Annotated in this window: 14 protein-coding genes; 6 read left to right on the top strand and 8 right to left on the bottom strand. The window is 51.7% G+C overall.

Translation table 11 applies throughout. From position 1 onward, the window contains the following. Positions 1-41: 41 nt before the first annotated feature. The 5 genes from OC443_RS19970 to OC443_RS19950 all read right to left on the bottom strand — a co-directional run bounded on the left by OC443_RS19970 (position 42) and on the right by OC443_RS19950 (position 5478). Complete coding sequence (locus OC443_RS19970) at positions 42-869, bottom strand: ATP-binding cassette domain-containing protein (protein ID WP_073583440.1); 828 nt, start codon at positions 867-869, stop codon at positions 42-44. Beyond that, positions 853-1857, bottom strand: a complete 1005-nt coding sequence (locus OC443_RS19965) for an ABC transporter ATP-binding protein (RefSeq protein ID WP_073583441.1) — start codon at positions 1855-1857, stop codon at positions 853-855. Before OC443_RS19965 ends, OC443_RS19970 begins: the two co-directional genes overlap by 17 nt. Positions 1858-2037: 180 nt before the next feature. Then, on the bottom strand, positions 2038-2943 hold the full coding sequence (locus OC443_RS19960; RefSeq protein WP_073583443.1) for an ABC transporter permease: 906 nt from the start codon (positions 2941-2943) through the stop codon (positions 2038-2040). 13 nt (positions 2944-2956) lie between these two features. Next, the gene (locus OC443_RS19955; protein ID WP_073583445.1) at positions 2957-3874 is read right to left on the bottom strand and encodes an ABC transporter permease; all 918 of its coding nucleotides are present in this window, start codon (positions 3872-3874) and stop codon (positions 2957-2959) included. Between the two features lie 77 nt (positions 3875-3951). After that, positions 3952-5478, bottom strand: a complete 1527-nt coding sequence (locus tag OC443_RS19950; RefSeq protein ID WP_073583446.1) for an ABC transporter substrate-binding protein — start codon at positions 5476-5478, stop codon at positions 3952-3954. A 250-nt stretch (positions 5479-5728) separates the two neighbouring features. On the opposite strand from OC443_RS19950, the gene OC443_RS19945 reads away from it, so the two are divergent. Then, positions 5729-6649, top strand: coding sequence for a LysR family transcriptional regulator (locus tag OC443_RS19945; RefSeq protein ID WP_073583448.1), 921 nt, complete (start codon positions 5729-5731; stop codon positions 6647-6649). A 16-nt stretch (positions 6650-6665) separates the two neighbouring features. Then, the gene (locus OC443_RS19940; protein ID WP_143169330.1) at positions 6666-6854 is read left to right on the top strand and encodes a hypothetical protein; all 189 of its coding nucleotides are present in this window, start codon (positions 6666-6668) and stop codon (positions 6852-6854) included. Between the two features lie 83 nt (positions 6855-6937). Here the strand turns inward: OC443_RS19940 and OC443_RS19935 are convergent, their stop codons facing one another. The 3 genes from OC443_RS19935 to OC443_RS19925 all read right to left on the bottom strand — a co-directional run bounded on the left by OC443_RS19935 (position 6938) and on the right by OC443_RS19925 (position 8636). Then, positions 6938-7315 carry a DUF6979 family protein gene (locus tag OC443_RS19935; RefSeq protein WP_073583451.1) on the bottom strand — a complete coding sequence of 126 codons (378 nt, stop codon included), beginning with the start codon at positions 7313-7315 and terminating at the stop codon, positions 6938-6940. A 154-nt stretch (positions 7316-7469) separates the two neighbouring features. After that, positions 7470-7862: a hypothetical protein gene (locus tag OC443_RS19930; protein WP_073583453.1), complete on the bottom strand. Its 393-nt coding sequence runs from the start codon at positions 7860-7862 to the stop codon at positions 7470-7472. Positions 7863-8183: 321 nt separating this feature from the next. After that, positions 8184-8636: a hypothetical protein gene (locus OC443_RS19925; RefSeq protein ID WP_073583454.1), complete on the bottom strand. Its 453-nt coding sequence runs from the start codon at positions 8634-8636 to the stop codon at positions 8184-8186. Positions 8637-9275: 639 nt separating this feature from the next. Here OC443_RS19925 and OC443_RS19920 point away from each other — a divergent pair. The 4 genes from OC443_RS19920 (at position 9276) to OC443_RS19905 (ending at position 15326) form a co-directional block, all read left to right on the top strand. Next, the gene (locus OC443_RS19920) at positions 9276-10541 is read left to right on the top strand and encodes an efflux RND transporter periplasmic adaptor subunit (RefSeq protein WP_083601637.1); all 1266 of its coding nucleotides are present in this window, start codon (positions 9276-9278) and stop codon (positions 10539-10541) included. Between the two features lie 54 nt (positions 10542-10595). Continuing rightward, the gene (locus OC443_RS19915; protein WP_200796927.1) at positions 10596-11342 is read left to right on the top strand and encodes an ABC transporter ATP-binding protein; all 747 of its coding nucleotides are present in this window, start codon (positions 10596-10598) and stop codon (positions 11340-11342) included. Beyond that, complete coding sequence (locus OC443_RS19910) at positions 11281-13758, top strand: ABC transporter permease (RefSeq protein WP_083601638.1); 2478 nt, start codon at positions 11281-11283, stop codon at positions 13756-13758. Before OC443_RS19915 ends, OC443_RS19910 begins: the two co-directional genes overlap by 62 nt. Before the next feature lie 116 nt (positions 13759-13874). Beyond that, positions 13875-15326 (top strand): sigma-54-dependent transcriptional regulator, encoded by a 1452-nt coding sequence (locus OC443_RS19905; protein ID WP_073583459.1) that lies wholly within the window; start codon positions 13875-13877, stop codon positions 15324-15326.

The following is a 15326-nucleotide window of genomic DNA, read 5'->3' as shown; positions in this document are numbered from 1 at the left end:
ATAAACTCCTTTGAAGCCTGACTGATGTCAGAAGTATTGATTCAGCCGGCATGCTGCCAGCTGATTTTTTCGATATCCGGCAGTCCCAAATCCGGGTCCGGGGTCAGAATTGAAGCGAGTAAAGTCCGGGTGTACGGATGTTGCGGCTGATGAAAAATCTGCTGACACGGGCCATGTTCAACAATCTCTCCCTGATACATCACCATCACCCGATCGGCCAGATGCTCGACCACCGCCAGATTATGGCTGATGAACAGATAAGTCAGGCCCAGTTCATTTTTCAGTGCCATTAACAAATTCAGTATTTGCGCCTGAACAGACACATCCAATGCCGAGGTCGGTTCATCACAAATCAGAATCCGGGGATTCAGAATCAGCGCTCTGGCAATCGCGACCCGCTGGCGCTGACCGCCGGAGAGTTGCCCCGGATACTGATCCAGCAAGCGCTCCGGCAATCCGACTTTAGCGGCAATCTCACGGACCGCCTGAATTTGTTCTTTTGCGGTGCCAATCCGGTGCAGTTTCAGCGGCAAACGGATAATCTCCGCGATTTTTTTTCGTGGATTGAGTGAGGAATACGGATCCTGAAACACCGGCTGAATCAGCCTTGCCAGCGCCAGCCGGTCACTGAAGTCGATCTCTTTATCCGCAATCAGCACATTCCCTGAACTCGGGGACAACAATCCCAGAATCATTTTTGCCAGGGTACTTTTCCCACAGCCGGATTCCCCCACCAGTCCGACCACTTCTCCGGGCCGGATCCGCAAAGAGACCTGATTCACCGCAGTCAGCCGGGTTTTCTCTTTCCACATGCCTTTACTGATCTCAAAGTGGCGGGTCAGGTCACATAACTCAAGCGCAAATTCCATCAGACACCTCCCTGCATTGATTCATCGCGATCGGACAACGCACCCGGTGCCCGTCACCACTTTCCTGCAACTCCGGTGAAGCGGTCCGGCAGGTTAAACCTGCGCCCGGACAACGATTGGCGAAAGCACAGCCGGTGACTTCACCAATCAGACCCGGCACCACGCCTTTGATGGTATGGAGTATTTCTCCCGGCCGGGTTTTCCCCGGCACCGGAATACAGTTGATCAGCCCTTGTGTGTACGGATGTTTGGGCGTCTTGAAAATCTGTTGTGTGGCGGCGGTTTCCACAATTTGTCCGGCATACATCACGGACACCCGGTCCGCTATCCGGGCGACGACGCCTAAGTCATGGGTAATAAATATCACCGCCGTACCGAACTCCTGCTGCAACTCGCGAATCAGCCTGAGAATCTGTGCCTGTATCGTCACATCCAGCGCGGTGGTCGGCTCATCAGCAATGATCAAATCCGGTTCACACATCAGCGCCATGGCGATCATCACCCGCTGACGCAATCCGCCGGACAGCTGATGCGGATATTGTTCCAGCCGGGTTTCCGGGAACGGCACACCGGCTCTTTCCAGCAGATACACCGCTCTTTCACGCGCCTGCGCTTTGGTCACTTTCTTATGCAATATCAGGCCTTCACACAGCTGATCACCAAGCTTAAACGCCGGATTCAGGCTGGTCATCGGTTCCTGAAAGATCATCGACATTCTCAAACCACGCAGCCCGTTTCTGGCTTTGCGCTTCATGGTTAACAGATCGAGACCGTCAAAATCCATCTGCTTTGCCCGGCACTGCGCCTGTTTCGGCAACAGCCCCATCAGGGCCATCGAGGTCATCGATTTTCCGCAGCCGGATTCACCGACCAGACATAGCATTTCACCCCGCCGGACATGGAGATCAATCCCGCGGACCGCATTCAGCAGACCATTTGCCGTCGGCAGGCTGACTTCCAGCGCACGTACATCCAGTATATTTTCCATTGTTCCTCCCTGCTGCACGGGGTCCGTTGACCCTGAAAAAGCATTGCTGAATCTGTACCGTTTCGGGGCATCAGGCGGATATCGATAAGCAGACCCTCCGCGCCAGGGAAGGCGCGGCGGAGCCCCATAGATGGGTTTATGCGTGTCTGTGTTCGATATCCGCCTGATGACCTGCCCACTCTAATTTCTGTGCTGCGGGGCATTCATATCCCGCAGACCGTCCCCGACCAGATTGATGGCCAGCACCAGAATCATCAGGGCAATGCCCGGTATGGCGATGACCCACGGCTGGAAAAACATATAGCCTTTGCCTTCTGCCACCATCAGTCCCCATGATGGCAGCGGCGGCTGTACACCCAGCCCGAGAAAGGACAGCGTGGCTTCAAGTAAAATTGCATGCGCCATTTCCAGTGTCGCCACCACAATCAGCGGACTGAGGATGTTCGGCAACAGCTCGCGCAGCAAAATATAAGGCGTCGACGCACCGAGTACTTTGGCTGACGCGATAAACTCTGCTTCCCGCAGCTGTTGGGTGGTCGCTCTGGCTACCACAGCAAACCGGTCCCACAGCAAACAGCCCAGCAACATAATCACCACTTCCAGCGAACCGCCAACCAGAGAAGCAAGCGCCAGCGCCACCAGTATCACCGGCATCGCCAGCCGGGTCGTGATCAAATAGCTGATCACCGCATCTGTCCGGCCGCCAAAATAGCCGGCCAGAATGCCCAGCGTGGTGCCAATCACTCCGGAAAGAAACGCAGCCGCGACACCAATCATCAGCGAAATACGCGCGCCATAAAGCAGCCGGCTGAAATAGTCCCGCCCAAGCTTATCGGTGCCCAGCCAGTGAACCCAGCTGCCTTTATCATGCCACACCGGCGGGATCATCCGTTGTGTCACATCCTGCGCATACGGATCATGCGGTGCCAGCCAGGGGGCCAGAACTGCTGCCGCGGCAATCACCAGTAACACGACCGCGCCCAGCGTCAGGCTGTGATGACCGAACACCCGGCTGAATGCTTTACGCCACGGCGGCACTTCCGGCATCGTATCGCTTAAAGACTGAGACATACTTACGCTCGTCATCCTTTTCTCCTTGTCAGGTGATTCTGAGTTTTGGATCCAGCACAGCATTGAGCAGGTCCGCAAAGAAAGTCAGTACGATATAAAACAGCGCAATCAACAGCACAATCGCCTGTACCACCGGATAGTCATTCCGGGCAATGGAATCCCAGGCCAGCTGCCCGAGTCCTTTCAGTGAGAAGACGGATTCGATCACAATCGAACCACCAAGCATGAAGCCAAGTTCAACCGCCAGTAATGCCACCACCGGAATCACGGCATTTCTCAGGGCATGTTTCAGCACCACGCGGGTTTCACTGAGTCCTTTGGCTCTGGCCGTGCGGATATAATCCGAGCCCAGCACTTCCAGCATCCCGGTCCGGGTCAGGCGCATAATGGAAGGGGTCGCGTAATATCCCAGCGCAATTGCGGGCAGAATATAGCTTGTCCAGCCGGTGTTGCCGCCCGCAGGCAGCCAGTGCAAATTCACGGCAAACACGATAATCAGCACCAGCCCGAAGAAGAAACTCGGCATCGCCTGGCCAATCACCGCAATCATTAACGCCGCGCGGTCGATCCAGGTGTCCTGACGAATCGCGGCAATAATTCCCAGCGGAATCGCAACCAGTGTCGCGACACTCAAAGCAATCAGTCCGAGGGTTAAGGTCACCGGCAGCCGCTCATGAATCAGCGACATCACCGACTCCGTAAAATAATAAGACTGACCGAAGTCCAGATGAACCGCCTGCCACAGCCAGCTGAAATACTGGGCATACAGCGGCTGGTCCAGCCCGAACTGGACCCGGATTTGTTCGACCTGCTCTGCGGTAGCCTCCGGCCCGGCAATCGCAGTCGCTAAATCACCGGATAAATGCAGCAGCATGAAGCAGACGACGGAGACGGTCAGCGCCACACTCAGCGCCATAAATAAACGTCGGAAACAGTAACCTGCCATTGTAATTCTCCCTGATGATTCCCGTCATTCAGGACGCCATGTTCACGGACGCCCTGACAAATTCAGTGCCATGTCTGTTACTTCCAGCTGGCTTCCCAGAAACGGGGCAACTCATCCGGATAGGCGGAGAAATTCAAATCTGAAGTGAAGGCATAATTACTGGTATAAGAAAACATTGGTGCCCAGTAAGCCTGCTCTGAGGTACGCTGAATCACTTTGCGGTAGTATTTCAGCCGGATTGCCGGGTCGACTGAGGTATCCGCCTGCTCCAGCCAGGAAATCAGCTTCGGATCCTGATCTTCATCGTCCGCCCCGCCTTTGAAATACACCCCGGTAATTGCAGAAGCATCATTAATCGAGAAAGAGCCCCAGGTCTGGAACGCCATCGGTACTTTACCGGCCCGCTGCAAACTTCTCAGCGCGGCATAATTCATGAAATGCAGTTTGGCTTTAATCCCGACATTCATCAGATTACCGATAATTGCTTCGGCATAATCCCGGTCACGGTAAGCGTAAATATCGGTGCTGAACCCATCCGGATAACCGGCTTGTGCCAGCAGTTTTTTGGCTTTGGCCGGATCATACGGATAAACCCTGGCTGCCGAGGTATCGCAACCGAACTGAGACGGGAAGCAAGGCGTATATAAAGGACGGCTGCCGCCCCGCACCAGCTCATGAGCCAGCCCGTCCCGGTTAATCGCATAGTTAATCGCTTCCCGCACGCGCAAATCTTTAAAGGGAGAGTTTTCCTGTTCTGTACCCCGGCTGTTCAGGGTTAAAAACCCGACCCGCATGGTTTCACTGCTCAGTACCGAAATATTCGGCATCATTTTCAGCTGTTCCGCCTGATCAGACGGCACCCGCCAGATCCAGTCGACCTGCCCGGTCATCAGCTGGGCAATCCGGGTTTCCGGATCCGGAATCAGCACAAATTTCAGTTTGCCGATTTTTGGCTGTCCGATCGGGCTGTCTTTAAAATAATCCGGATTTTTCACCAGCGTCACTTCCTGACCGCTGACAACTTTGGTGATTTTATAAGGCCCGGTACCAACCGGCGCTTTATTGAACCCGGCCAGACCAACTTTTTTGAAGTATTTTTCAGGATAAACAGGTAATGGCCCGGCCAGATATTCCAGCGCCGCCGGGAAGGGTTTCTTCAGTTCAAATTCGACCTGATAAGGTGTCAGTTGCTTCACATGTTTTATCCAGCTGATATTTTGCAGTGTCACCACTTTAGATGCCGGATCAAGGCCATAGTTAAAGGTGAAAGCAACGTCACCGGCCGTCAGTTCATCACCATTATGGAATTTCACCCCTTTGCGGATATTCATCACCAGGTGCGTTGAATCTTTCCACTGCCAGTCCGTTGCCAGCATCGGCAGGTACTTCCCGGTTTTCGGATCCCGGTAAACCAGCGTGTCCCAGGCCAGATGGCCCAGAATCACCCCTTCCCGGACATTATTATGATAAGGGCTGACATTTTCCGGCCAGCTGTTTGACGCATAAATCAGCGTATTATCTGCTTTACCAGCAATTGCCAGAGGTGCTGCCAGCACACAGAGCAACCCGGCCAGAGAAGAAAAAGATCGTTTTAACCGCAACATAAGCACATCCTTATACTTCGCATTTGTCATTCCACACACCGTATCCGGCGCGTTTTCACCAGTACAATGCAGATAATTCATCAGCCAAAAAGGTTGACTTTTATCCGATACTAGTGGATTTATGTTGTTGCCACAATTAGAGAAAAAGCAATTATTCATTGCCATAAAGGCAAGGTTAAATCCCCATAACAGGGCACCAAATTGGCGCAAACTGTATGGACTATCAACCGATACAAACTACGGAGGCACGATGGCAGCATTACATCACCTGACTTCACCGGCACTGAGATATTTCCTTGAAGTAGCACGGTGTGGTTCGATCAGCGAAGCATCGCTGCACCTGAATATCGCAACCAGTGCAATCAGCCGGCAAATTTCAGCTTTGGAAGATCAAATGGGAACTCCATTATTTGAACGCCGTTCCAGAGGGATGATTTTAAGTGCCTCAGGTGAGCTGCTTGCCGCTTATGCACGGAAGGTTCAGCTGGAAACGGATCGGGTAATTGGTGAAATTGATGCGTTGGAAGGCCTGCAAAAAGGGCGGGTCACGATCGCCACCACCGAAGGATTCGCGATGGAATTCATTCCGTTCATCATCGGTCAGTACCAGAAAATATTTACCGGTATTCAGTTCAAACTGGATATTTACTCACCAAGGGAAGTCGCCAATATCGTCCGTAAAGGAGAAGCCGATATCGGCCTGGCATTCAGTCTGATGCCCAGTGAAGATATCCGGGTGCTGTTTTCACAGCCTTCTCCGGTGCTGGCTGTGATGCATCCGAACCATCCGCTGGCAAACCGAAAGAAAGTCAGCCTGTCACAGCTCACCGCCTACCCGCTGGCACTGCCCTACCCGGATACCACCGTCAGACAGTTATTTGATATTTGTACCAGCCAACAACAGCTGAGCTATCAGATGGCTTTTGTCAGCAACTATCTCGCTGCGCTGAATCAGTTTGCAATTAACGATAACGGACTGTCCCTTTCCGGTGAAATTTCTGTCCGGCGACTGGTTCAAAGCGGCAGAATCCGGGCGGTTCCGATTACCGATAAAGGCATGGGAATCCGTAATATTGAAGTTCAGGTACTGACGGGCAGAACCCTGCCAAAAGCGGTGCAGTCTTTTGCAGATTTTCTGATTGGGCATTTGCCGCCGGATGTCTCCGGGTGAGGTTTTTGCGGGTTTGATGTGGCTGAAGTTTCCGGTTCTTGTGGATGGTATGTTGCGCGAATGGTTTTTCGATCCAAGCGGCTTTGGGAGCACGCGCCCCAGTAACTTTTTGCTGGCACAAAAAGTCACCAAAAATGCCTTTTTTGGCTTCAGCGCACGCGGGCCGGAACGTATTTGGAAGCGCGTCCTGCGCTCCAAATACTGAAAAATCGTCGTGATTTTTCTCCTTGGCATGGGGATTTCTGAGGCATGAATCCTCAGTATTTCTTAATCCCAGTGATGGAGTTTTTAGTTCAACAATCCTTCACACCATAATCCAATCACGACATCCCTTTGCCCATTGTGGCGTTTGGTATCTGAGCCACAAGCTTTTTTCCATAAAACTGATTTGTGATGAACAAGTTCTGGTTCTTGTTTCAACAACCTCAACAGCTCAAGCGCATAGCGTTTGTTTATTTCCGATTTGGTGTAATTTCCGCCGGGAATGTCTTGAATCAAACCTTCTTCAGCCAAACCTAAAAAGGAACTTTTTGGGCAACCTTTCTCAGCCGATGCTTTACATTCACCAAATTCATATGCTGCTGCCTGTTTCCACGCTTTGACCGGATGTATTCCTGTCTGGGCTGTTTTGACTGCTTGTACAGCTACTTTGCCATATTTATTCATGTTTCCCTTTGCCCGAGATAAAATAGCACTGATTTAATTTTAGGCTTTATTTCATGTGTTACTGGCTGTTTCTGTGACTTTTGATTTTAAGTTTTTGGCAGAAGTTCCTGGCTGCTGTGGATGGTATGATCCGCTGGTTGTTTTTCATAGTTTGCTAGCGCACCCATCTTATTTCTAGTAACGCTTCATACAATTCAGGGCGCATAACAAATTCATAGTGTCCATCCAATGTTTCTTCTGATGCAGCGTTTCCTGTCGAGATAGACCAGAACCATACTGGTGTTCCGTCTTTTCTGCTATGAGGCTTAAAATTTAATGCATCGGCCAACTCATGTCCTAAAAGACCATACTTCAGATTTGCTGTGTTGTAGTTTGGAAAACCTAAAGCTTCAGCCAACTTTGTTGACGTGATTGTTTGGTTATCCGATTTCGCTTGCGCTCGCAACATTTCCAAATAACTGGTTGTATCACAAAACCGGCTTTTATCTCTCAGTGATATTAGAGCCTTTATGAAATCTTCTTTTGTAGCGATCGATTCGTATTCCATTAAATTTCTCCCAACTAACAAACGTAGTAAAAGACTATAATTACCTTCAGCTTATGAAAGCCTCAGTCTGTCGAACTGTTAGCAGTCAGATTAATTGAGTTATATGCTTTTTAGATCAGTTCTTTCGTCCACTCATATTTGACAAATAAGGTTTTTTAATACACGTATCCCCAGTATTTTTTCTACATTTAGGAACTAAGCTATTTAGATGCTTCTGTAAAAACTTAACGCTAAGCTTTGGGGCGCAGACGCGGGGCTATAATCGCGAAGCGGCCCCGTGTATGCGTCCCAGCGACCGAAGGGAGAGCCAACAGCGTTTTGTTAGGCATCCATACGCCCACTCAAAGCTGCAACTAATTTGAATGCGTTCTCACTTAAAATAGCTTGGTGCAGATTGTACATTGCCTCCGCTAAATCATAAGCCTCGTCAGGCACAATCAGCTTCTCTCTTTCATTTTTTCTGCCAGGAATCAATTTTTCTGGGGCATCTTTAGCAAAATATATTTGCCCGTGAACTAGCTTATTTCTTCTCTCTAATAGGTTCTTTGCCTTATCGAGGGATCTGTCTAAGCCCTGAAGCCTTTCGTCTTTAAGTTCTCGAATTTTAATTTTGCACCATTTAATTTTTTCACTGACTCTTTTCGTTTCATGGTGCGGGGGACGTGAACATCCCATACTTAGCCAACAACAAATATCTTCTATTTCTCGTTCTAAGTGTGAAGCTTGGATAACCATGTATCCAATACCTCTTATCAAATCATCGTCCCGATCCATACCTGATGCCTAACAATTTAATATACCGAAAAATTCGTTATAGTTTTCACCGACAATTCAGCATAGCACCCATATTCCATATAAGAATCAGCGAGACATACACCCTACACCAAAACACAAATTCTCATACCCATCCAACACCAATATCTCTGCCACTTCACGTTTCCAAAATGCCACAACTCTCCCTTCATCAATAAACACTATTAACTGAATACTCAGCAATTCAAATGCACTTGCTCGCTTAAAACGGAGACTTTGAATAGACACACATAACTTTTGTGGTTTTCATTGATGATCTCATGATTGATGTGAGCCAAGGTGAATTTGCAACGCGTTTAAATCAATGATGTTTGCATTCGGTATGCATTCCCACGCGTGGGAACGAGGTTAAATCGGCCAATGAAACCACCAAACCGAAACAAAAACACAACCGGGTATCATCACTCCCCCAAACCATATCAGTCCCAATCACTGGATCCCATTTACGGGACCGAATTCCCATAACCGGGAACTTTACCGGGACAGACGCAATAGAAAAACAAGAAAATCATTTTAAATCAACCAGATAAAAACTGGCACAACTTGTGCTCTGTTCCCTGGGTCAGCCCTTATTTTTATGTCATATAAAGGAATCATCCCATGGATAAACCCTTGCACAGGAAAGCGCCGATAATGCGTCGGCGCAATCTCATCCTCGCTGCAATCCTGCTGGTTCTTGTGGTGCTCGGCACATATGCCACTACCATTCAGCCGACAAATTACACCCTGTCCCGCGACCGGATTCAGATTGCTCAGGTCCGGCGCGGCGATATGACAGTCGACGTTCGCGGCAACGGTATCTTCGCGCCGAAATCCATTCGCTGGCTCTCCGCCTACGCAGACGGCCGGGTCGAAAACGTGGCTGTGAAAGCCGGAGCCCGCGTCAGGGCCGGTGATGAAATTGCCAGACTGAGCAATCCGGATCTGAAGCAGCACGCCTCCGAAACACGCTGGGCATTACAGGCAGCGCTGGCAGCCCATCAGGCACTGAAGATGAAACAGCAAAGTCAGTTGCTGGATGCCAGAGCCCGGCTGTTACAGGCCCGCCATCAGCTGGAAAGAATCCGGCTGAAATATCACGCCCAAAGTCAGCTTCTCAGGCAAAACAGCGGTGCTGTATCACGCATTGACTATGACCAGACCCGCCTTGATCTGACCCAGTTTGAGGAGCAGCTCAGTATTGAACAACAGCGGGTGGAAAAACTGAAACAGACCCAACAATCAGAGCTACGGGCCGATACTGCACGGGTGAACCAGTTACAAAACGCCCTTGAACGAACGGAAACACGGGTTAAAGCGCTGATTATCACCGCCAAACAGGATGGCATTATTCAGACCGTCAACATTGAGGCCGGGCAGCAGGTGCCACGCGGATTTAACGTCGCCAGACTGGCACAACCACGGGATCTGATTGCTGAACTGCAAATTCCGGAGCGTCAGATCCGTCAGGTGATGGCGGGACAGACAGCCACCATTGACACCCACGAACACCAGATTCACGGCACCGTCATCCGCATCGATCCAGCCGTCTCTCAGGGCACAGTGCAGGTTGATGTTGCCCTCACCGGTACTTTACCTCCGGAAGCCCGGCCCGATCTGAGTATTGAAGGAACCATTCAGGTTTCAGCGCGGCAAAACATTCTGCATGTTGCCCGTCCGGCTTTGGCACAGAGCCATTCTCCGGGTACAGTATTCAGGTTGTCAGCTGACGGTAAAACCGCTGTCCGGGTGCCGGTCATATATGGCGAAGGTTCTGCCGACCAGATAGAGCTGAAAAAAGGTCTGCAGGTCAATGATCAGATCATTACCTCGAATCAGCAGGCCTGGGCACATACCGATACGGTCAGTCTGGTTCAGGACCATTGAATTGATTGATAAAACCCTAAATGATACAAATCAGAGATTCACGGAGAAAGTATTATGTCATCCGACAACATCAGCCCGGTTGTTACGTTAAACCACATTCAAAAGGTCTTCCAGACGGAAGATATTGAAACCCATGCGCTCAGCGACATCAGTTTTCAGATCCAGCCGGGAGAATATGTTTCCATTACCGGTCCGTCCGGATGCGGCAAGTCAACCCTGCTGTCACTGCTCGGGTTACTCGATCACCCTAACGGCGGCAGCTATCTTCTGGGGGGAACCGATACGCAAACCCTGAATCACCGGCAGCAGGCCGCTCACCGGAATCAAATGATTGGTTTCGTCTTTCAATCATTTAACCTGATCAGCGATCTGACCGTTGAAGAAAATGTCATGCTACCGCTGACTTACCGGACCGGACTGTCGGGACAGGCGATCAAACAGGCCACCCATGCAGCGCTGGAACAGGTCAGCCTGCAACACCGCCAGCGCCATTTTCCGGCGCAGCTCTCCGGCGGCCAACAACAGCGTGTTGCCATTGCCCGCGCAATTGTCGGCCAGCCTGCACTGCTGCTGGCGGATGAGCCCACCGGTAATCTTGACTCAAAAAATGCGGAATCGGTGATGGCACTGTTCGATCAGCTCAATGCCAGTGGCGTCACTATCTGTATGGTGACCCATGATCCGCGTTCAGCCAGCCGGGCCACACGGCGGATAGACATGTTTGACGGCATGATCATTGATGACCGGCAGACCCCTGCACATCAAAGCAGACCGGGGGGGCGTGATGTCTTATCTTCTTGATCTGAAATATACGTTCCGGGTGATACTCAGACAACCGGGATTTACCCTGTTCACCACCCTGATGATGGCGGCCGGGCTGGGCATTTGTATCTATATGTATGCTTTGATTGAGACGTTGATTTTCAGGCCGCTGCCTTTTCCGGATGGCCAGCGGATTGTTTTGATCGCCCCTGAGCTGAATGGTGTCCGACAGGGCGACCTGCCCCTCAGCTATGCGGATTTCAAAGCGATTCAAGCGAAAAGCCATCATCTGACAGAGATTGGTTATTACTATGCCAAACAGGTCAACCTGAACCTCGATGGCAAAGCCGCCCGTTATCTTGCCAACTATAATCAGTCCGATCTGTTTGATTTTACCCGGACGCAGCCGGTGAAAGGGCGGATATTTAACGCACAGGATAACCAGCCCGGAGCAACACCGGTGATGATTATTGGTGACACACTGTGGCAGAACTATTTTGCCGGACGGCCGGATATTATCGGCCAACGCATCCTGATTAATGGCATCAGCACCCGGATTATCGGTGTGATGCCACCGGGTTACGAATTCCCGCTTAACACTCAGGTCTGGCTGCCGTCCCGGTTAGATGAGAGTCAATTCACCCCGGAAACCGCACCGAAAATCTACGCATTTGCCAAAATCGCCCAAGGCAGCGACCGCGCTGCGGCAGATGCGGAACTGCAAACGATCATGGCAGCCAGAGCTGAACAGTATCCGGAGATCAACCGCGGCCGCTCAGCATTTACCATTACCTTTCAGGAAAGCTTTGAAGGGGAAGATTCAAAAATCATCTACTACATGATGCTGGCCGGAGTCGGGTTCGTCCTGCTCCTGGCCTGCTGTAATGTCAGTAACCTGCTGCTGGCCAGAGCCGGGGAGCGAACCAAAGAAAGTGCCATCCGGCTGGCGCACGGGGCCTCTCCGCTCCGGCTGATGAGCCAGATGATGTATGAAAGCACACTGATTTGCCTGTCCGGCGGACTACTGGCAATACTGCTGGCGGGCTGGGCGCTGCCCCTGACCAACGCCCTGCTTCCCGCTTTTGTGCCGGATAAACCACCTTACTGGTGGCAGATGGAACTGACTGGCGATGTGCTGCTCAAATCCCTTGGCCTGATCGCGCTGGTCAGCCTGCTGACCGGCGGATTCCCGGCGTGGAAAATGAGCCGCAGTCACATCAGTCATGTGCTGCGCGACGGCACCCGTGGCGCACAAAGCCGCAGCAACGGCAGGCTGAGCCGGATACTGGTCGTCATTGAGATCATGCTGTCCGCCAGTGTGGTGTGCCTCGGCTTGTTACTGACCCTGATCGTCTGGCAGGCCCGGCAGGTCGATTACGGCATTGACGCTCAGAATGTGTTTACCGCCAAAGTGACCCTGCCGCCTCAGCAGTATCAGACGCCGGCAGAAAAAACCACCTTCTATACCCGGCTGCTCAACCACCTGCGCAGTGATTCCGGCGTCCGTGCGGCCGGGCTGATAAGTTTTCTGCCCGGTCAGTTCACCTGGCTGGGACAAATTGAATTGCAGGGACAGGCACTGCTCAAATCAGAACAACTCAGTCTGCCACAAAGCCAGAATGTGGTCGTCTATCCCGGCACCCTGAGCGTGCTGGGAGTAAAACCGGAAGCTGGCCGTATGCTGACTCCGGCAGATAACGCCGGTTCACAGCGGGTTGCGGTGGTGACCCGCTCGTTTGTTGAGCGCTTCTGGCCGGGAGAGCCCCATGTAATCGGCAAACGCTTCCGCTGGGCCAATAGTAAATATGATCATCACTGGTACACCGTCGTTGGCATTGTGCCGCATATTATTCAGAGCCGTCCGTTTGGATTTCGTCAGCATTTACCGACGGTTTACCGCTCTGCCCTGCAGGCACCGGCGACAAGTTTTTCACTGGTGACGAAAGGCGTACCCGGCGCCGATCTGACGCATACATTACGCCGGGCGGTAAGCCAAACCGATGTTTCTGTCTCTGCATGGCAGGTTAAATCCATGACAGAGCTGCTCCGGCGCAATACCGCAGGATTGACCTTTATGGCATTTTTGTTCAATGTATTCGGGCTGATCGCTTTATTACTGGCAGGCAGCGGAATATACGGCGTGATGACCCGGACCATTCATCAGCGCAGGCAGGAGCTGGCTATCCGGCAGGCGATGGGCGCAACGCATCAGCATGTAATCCGGATGTTGATGGGACGTAGTCTGATCCAGCTGGGCATTGGTATTTTACTCGCACTACCGGTGGCGATGACCGGCGGACCACTGCTGATTAAAATTATGGGGAGCAGCCCGCTACCGGTTTGGGTGTTGTTTGTATTGACCACGCTCAGCCTCGGTGCTGTAGTCATCATAGCAACCTTTCTGCCAGCCCGGCGGGCATTACGCATCACCCCGATGGATGGATTAAGATCATAATCATCGGGTGAGTCAGGTGCGTCATCACGCGCCTGCTTTATCAAAAGAATGATACATAAAAAGAATGACTTATAAAAACAATGACCGATAAAAAGAACAGAGACTGAGAGAAAGTAATGAATAACCCCCGGATTCTGATTGCAGATGATGACGAACATATCCTGACCACACTCAGACTGATGCTGAAGGTGAACGGTTTTGAGATTATAACTGCCGGGACGCCTGAGCAAACCCTGGCCAGCGCCATCTCCGCGGAACCGGATGTTGCCCTGATTGATCTGAACTATCAGCTTGATACCACCTCCGGACAGGAAGGATTCAGTCTGATCACCCAATTACAACACCAGGTGCCGGAACTCCCCATTGTGGTGATGACCGGCTGGGGAACCATCGATATAGCCGTGCAGGCGATGAAATCCGGCGCAGCCGATTTTATTGAAAAACCCTGGGACAACCAGCAACTGCTGCATGTACTGCACACGCAGCTGCGGCTCCGGCGCAGCCTGACCGGACAGGCCCGGCTCAAGCGTCAGAATCAGTTACTGCAACAACAACTGACACCGGATACCGGTGATGATTTAATTGCCGCGTCTCCGGCGATGATGTCCTTGCTGGACACCCTGAACGCCATCGCTGACAGTGATGCCAGCCTGTTACTGACCGGTGAAAACGGCACCGGAAAAAGTCAGCTCGCCCATTATATTCACCGTCACTCAGCCCGGCGGGAGCAGGCATTTGTTGCGGTGGATATGAGCACCATTCCGGAATCTCTGTTTGAGAGTGAAATGTTCGGTCATGTCAAAGGCGCATTTACCGATGCGAAACAGCAGCGCCCCGGCCGGTTTGAGCTGGCCGATCAGGGCACATTGTTACTGGACGAGATTGGTAATACGCCGGTCAGCCAGCAGTCCAAATTACTCCGGGTACTGGAATCACGTCAGTTTGAAAAAGTCGGCTCCAGTAAGACGCAACAGGTTGATGTCCGGGTCATCGCCGCGACGAATGCTGACCTGCAACAGATGATCGGCCAGCAAACCTTTCGTCAGGATCTGTTTTATCGCCTGAATACATTTGAGATCAGGATACCGGCATTGCGGGAACGCCCTGAAGATATCCTTCCCCTTGCCAGCCACTTTATCCGGCGTTTTGCCCGCAAATATCAGCGGGACATCATGCCTGATGCATTATCAGCAGAACTACTCTGTCAGCTTCAGAACTATGCATGGCCGGGTAACATCCGCGAACTCAGCCATGTGATTGAACGGATGGTATTACTGTGCCGGAAAAATCATCTCGACAGTGCGCTGCTGCAACAGGTTCTGCCGGGACAACCCACGCATCACCAGCCAGTGGCGCAAAGTAATCAGCCAGTGACAAAAAGCGAGCCGCTGGTCACGGCAGAAGCATCACCGGACGCCGGGCTGTTGCAAACCGGAACACTGGATGAAATCGAACAGCAGATTCTCCGGCAGCGGCTGGATGATTATCAGGGACAGGCAACCCCGGCGGCGGCTTCTCTCGGACTCAGTCGCAGTGCTTTTTACCGGCGACTGGCAAAATCAAAATAG

Origin of the sequence: Vibrio quintilis (assembly GCF_024529975.1) — a bacterium.
Lineage (GTDB): Bacteria > Pseudomonadota > Gammaproteobacteria > Enterobacterales > Vibrionaceae > Vibrio > Vibrio quintilis.
The sequence above is the reverse complement of the archived record's forward strand: the minus strand, read 5'-3'. Positions and strand labels throughout refer to the sequence as shown.

What these genes read in the sequence shown, in the direction of transcription:
- OC443_RS19905 (WP_073583459.1), top strand. Translation starts at nt 13,875, where the DNA reads ATGAATAACCCCCGGATTCTGATTGCAGATGATGACGAACATATCCTG.
- OC443_RS19940 (WP_143169330.1), top strand. Translation starts at nt 6,666, where the DNA reads ATGTGGCTGAAGTTTCCGGTTCTTGTGGATGGTATGTTGCGCGAATGG.
- OC443_RS19970 (WP_073583440.1), bottom strand. Translation starts at nt 869, where the DNA reads ATGGAATTTGCGCTTGAGTTATGTGACCTGACCCGCCACTTTGAGATC.
- OC443_RS19960 (WP_073583443.1), bottom strand. Translation starts at nt 2,943, where the DNA reads ATGACGAGCGTAAGTATGTCTCAGTCTTTAAGCGATACGATGCCGGAA.
- OC443_RS19915 (WP_200796927.1), top strand. Translation starts at nt 10,596, where the DNA reads ATGTCATCCGACAACATCAGCCCGGTTGTTACGTTAAACCACATTCAA.
- OC443_RS19950 (WP_073583446.1), bottom strand. Translation starts at nt 5,478, where the DNA reads ATGTTGCGGTTAAAACGATCTTTTTCTTCTCTGGCCGGGTTGCTCTGT.
- OC443_RS19935 (WP_073583451.1), bottom strand. Translation starts at nt 7,315, where the DNA reads ATGAATAAATATGGCAAAGTAGCTGTACAAGCAGTCAAAACAGCCCAG.
- OC443_RS19920 (WP_083601637.1), top strand. Translation starts at nt 9,276, where the DNA reads ATGGATAAACCCTTGCACAGGAAAGCGCCGATAATGCGTCGGCGCAAT.
- OC443_RS19955 (WP_073583445.1), bottom strand. Translation starts at nt 3,874, where the DNA reads ATGGCAGGTTACTGTTTCCGACGTTTATTTATGGCGCTGAGTGTGGCG.
- OC443_RS19925 (WP_073583454.1), bottom strand. Translation starts at nt 8,636, where the DNA reads ATGGATCGGGACGATGATTTGATAAGAGGTATTGGATACATGGTTATC.
- OC443_RS19930 (WP_073583453.1), bottom strand. Translation starts at nt 7,862, where the DNA reads ATGGAATACGAATCGATCGCTACAAAAGAAGATTTCATAAAGGCTCTA.
- OC443_RS19910 (WP_083601638.1), top strand. Translation starts at nt 11,281, where the DNA reads ATGACCGGCAGACCCCTGCACATCAAAGCAGACCGGGGGGGCGTGATG.
- OC443_RS19965 (WP_073583441.1), bottom strand. Translation starts at nt 1,857, where the DNA reads ATGGAAAATATACTGGATGTACGTGCGCTGGAAGTCAGCCTGCCGACG.
- OC443_RS19945 (WP_073583448.1), top strand. Translation starts at nt 5,729, where the DNA reads ATGGCAGCATTACATCACCTGACTTCACCGGCACTGAGATATTTCCTT.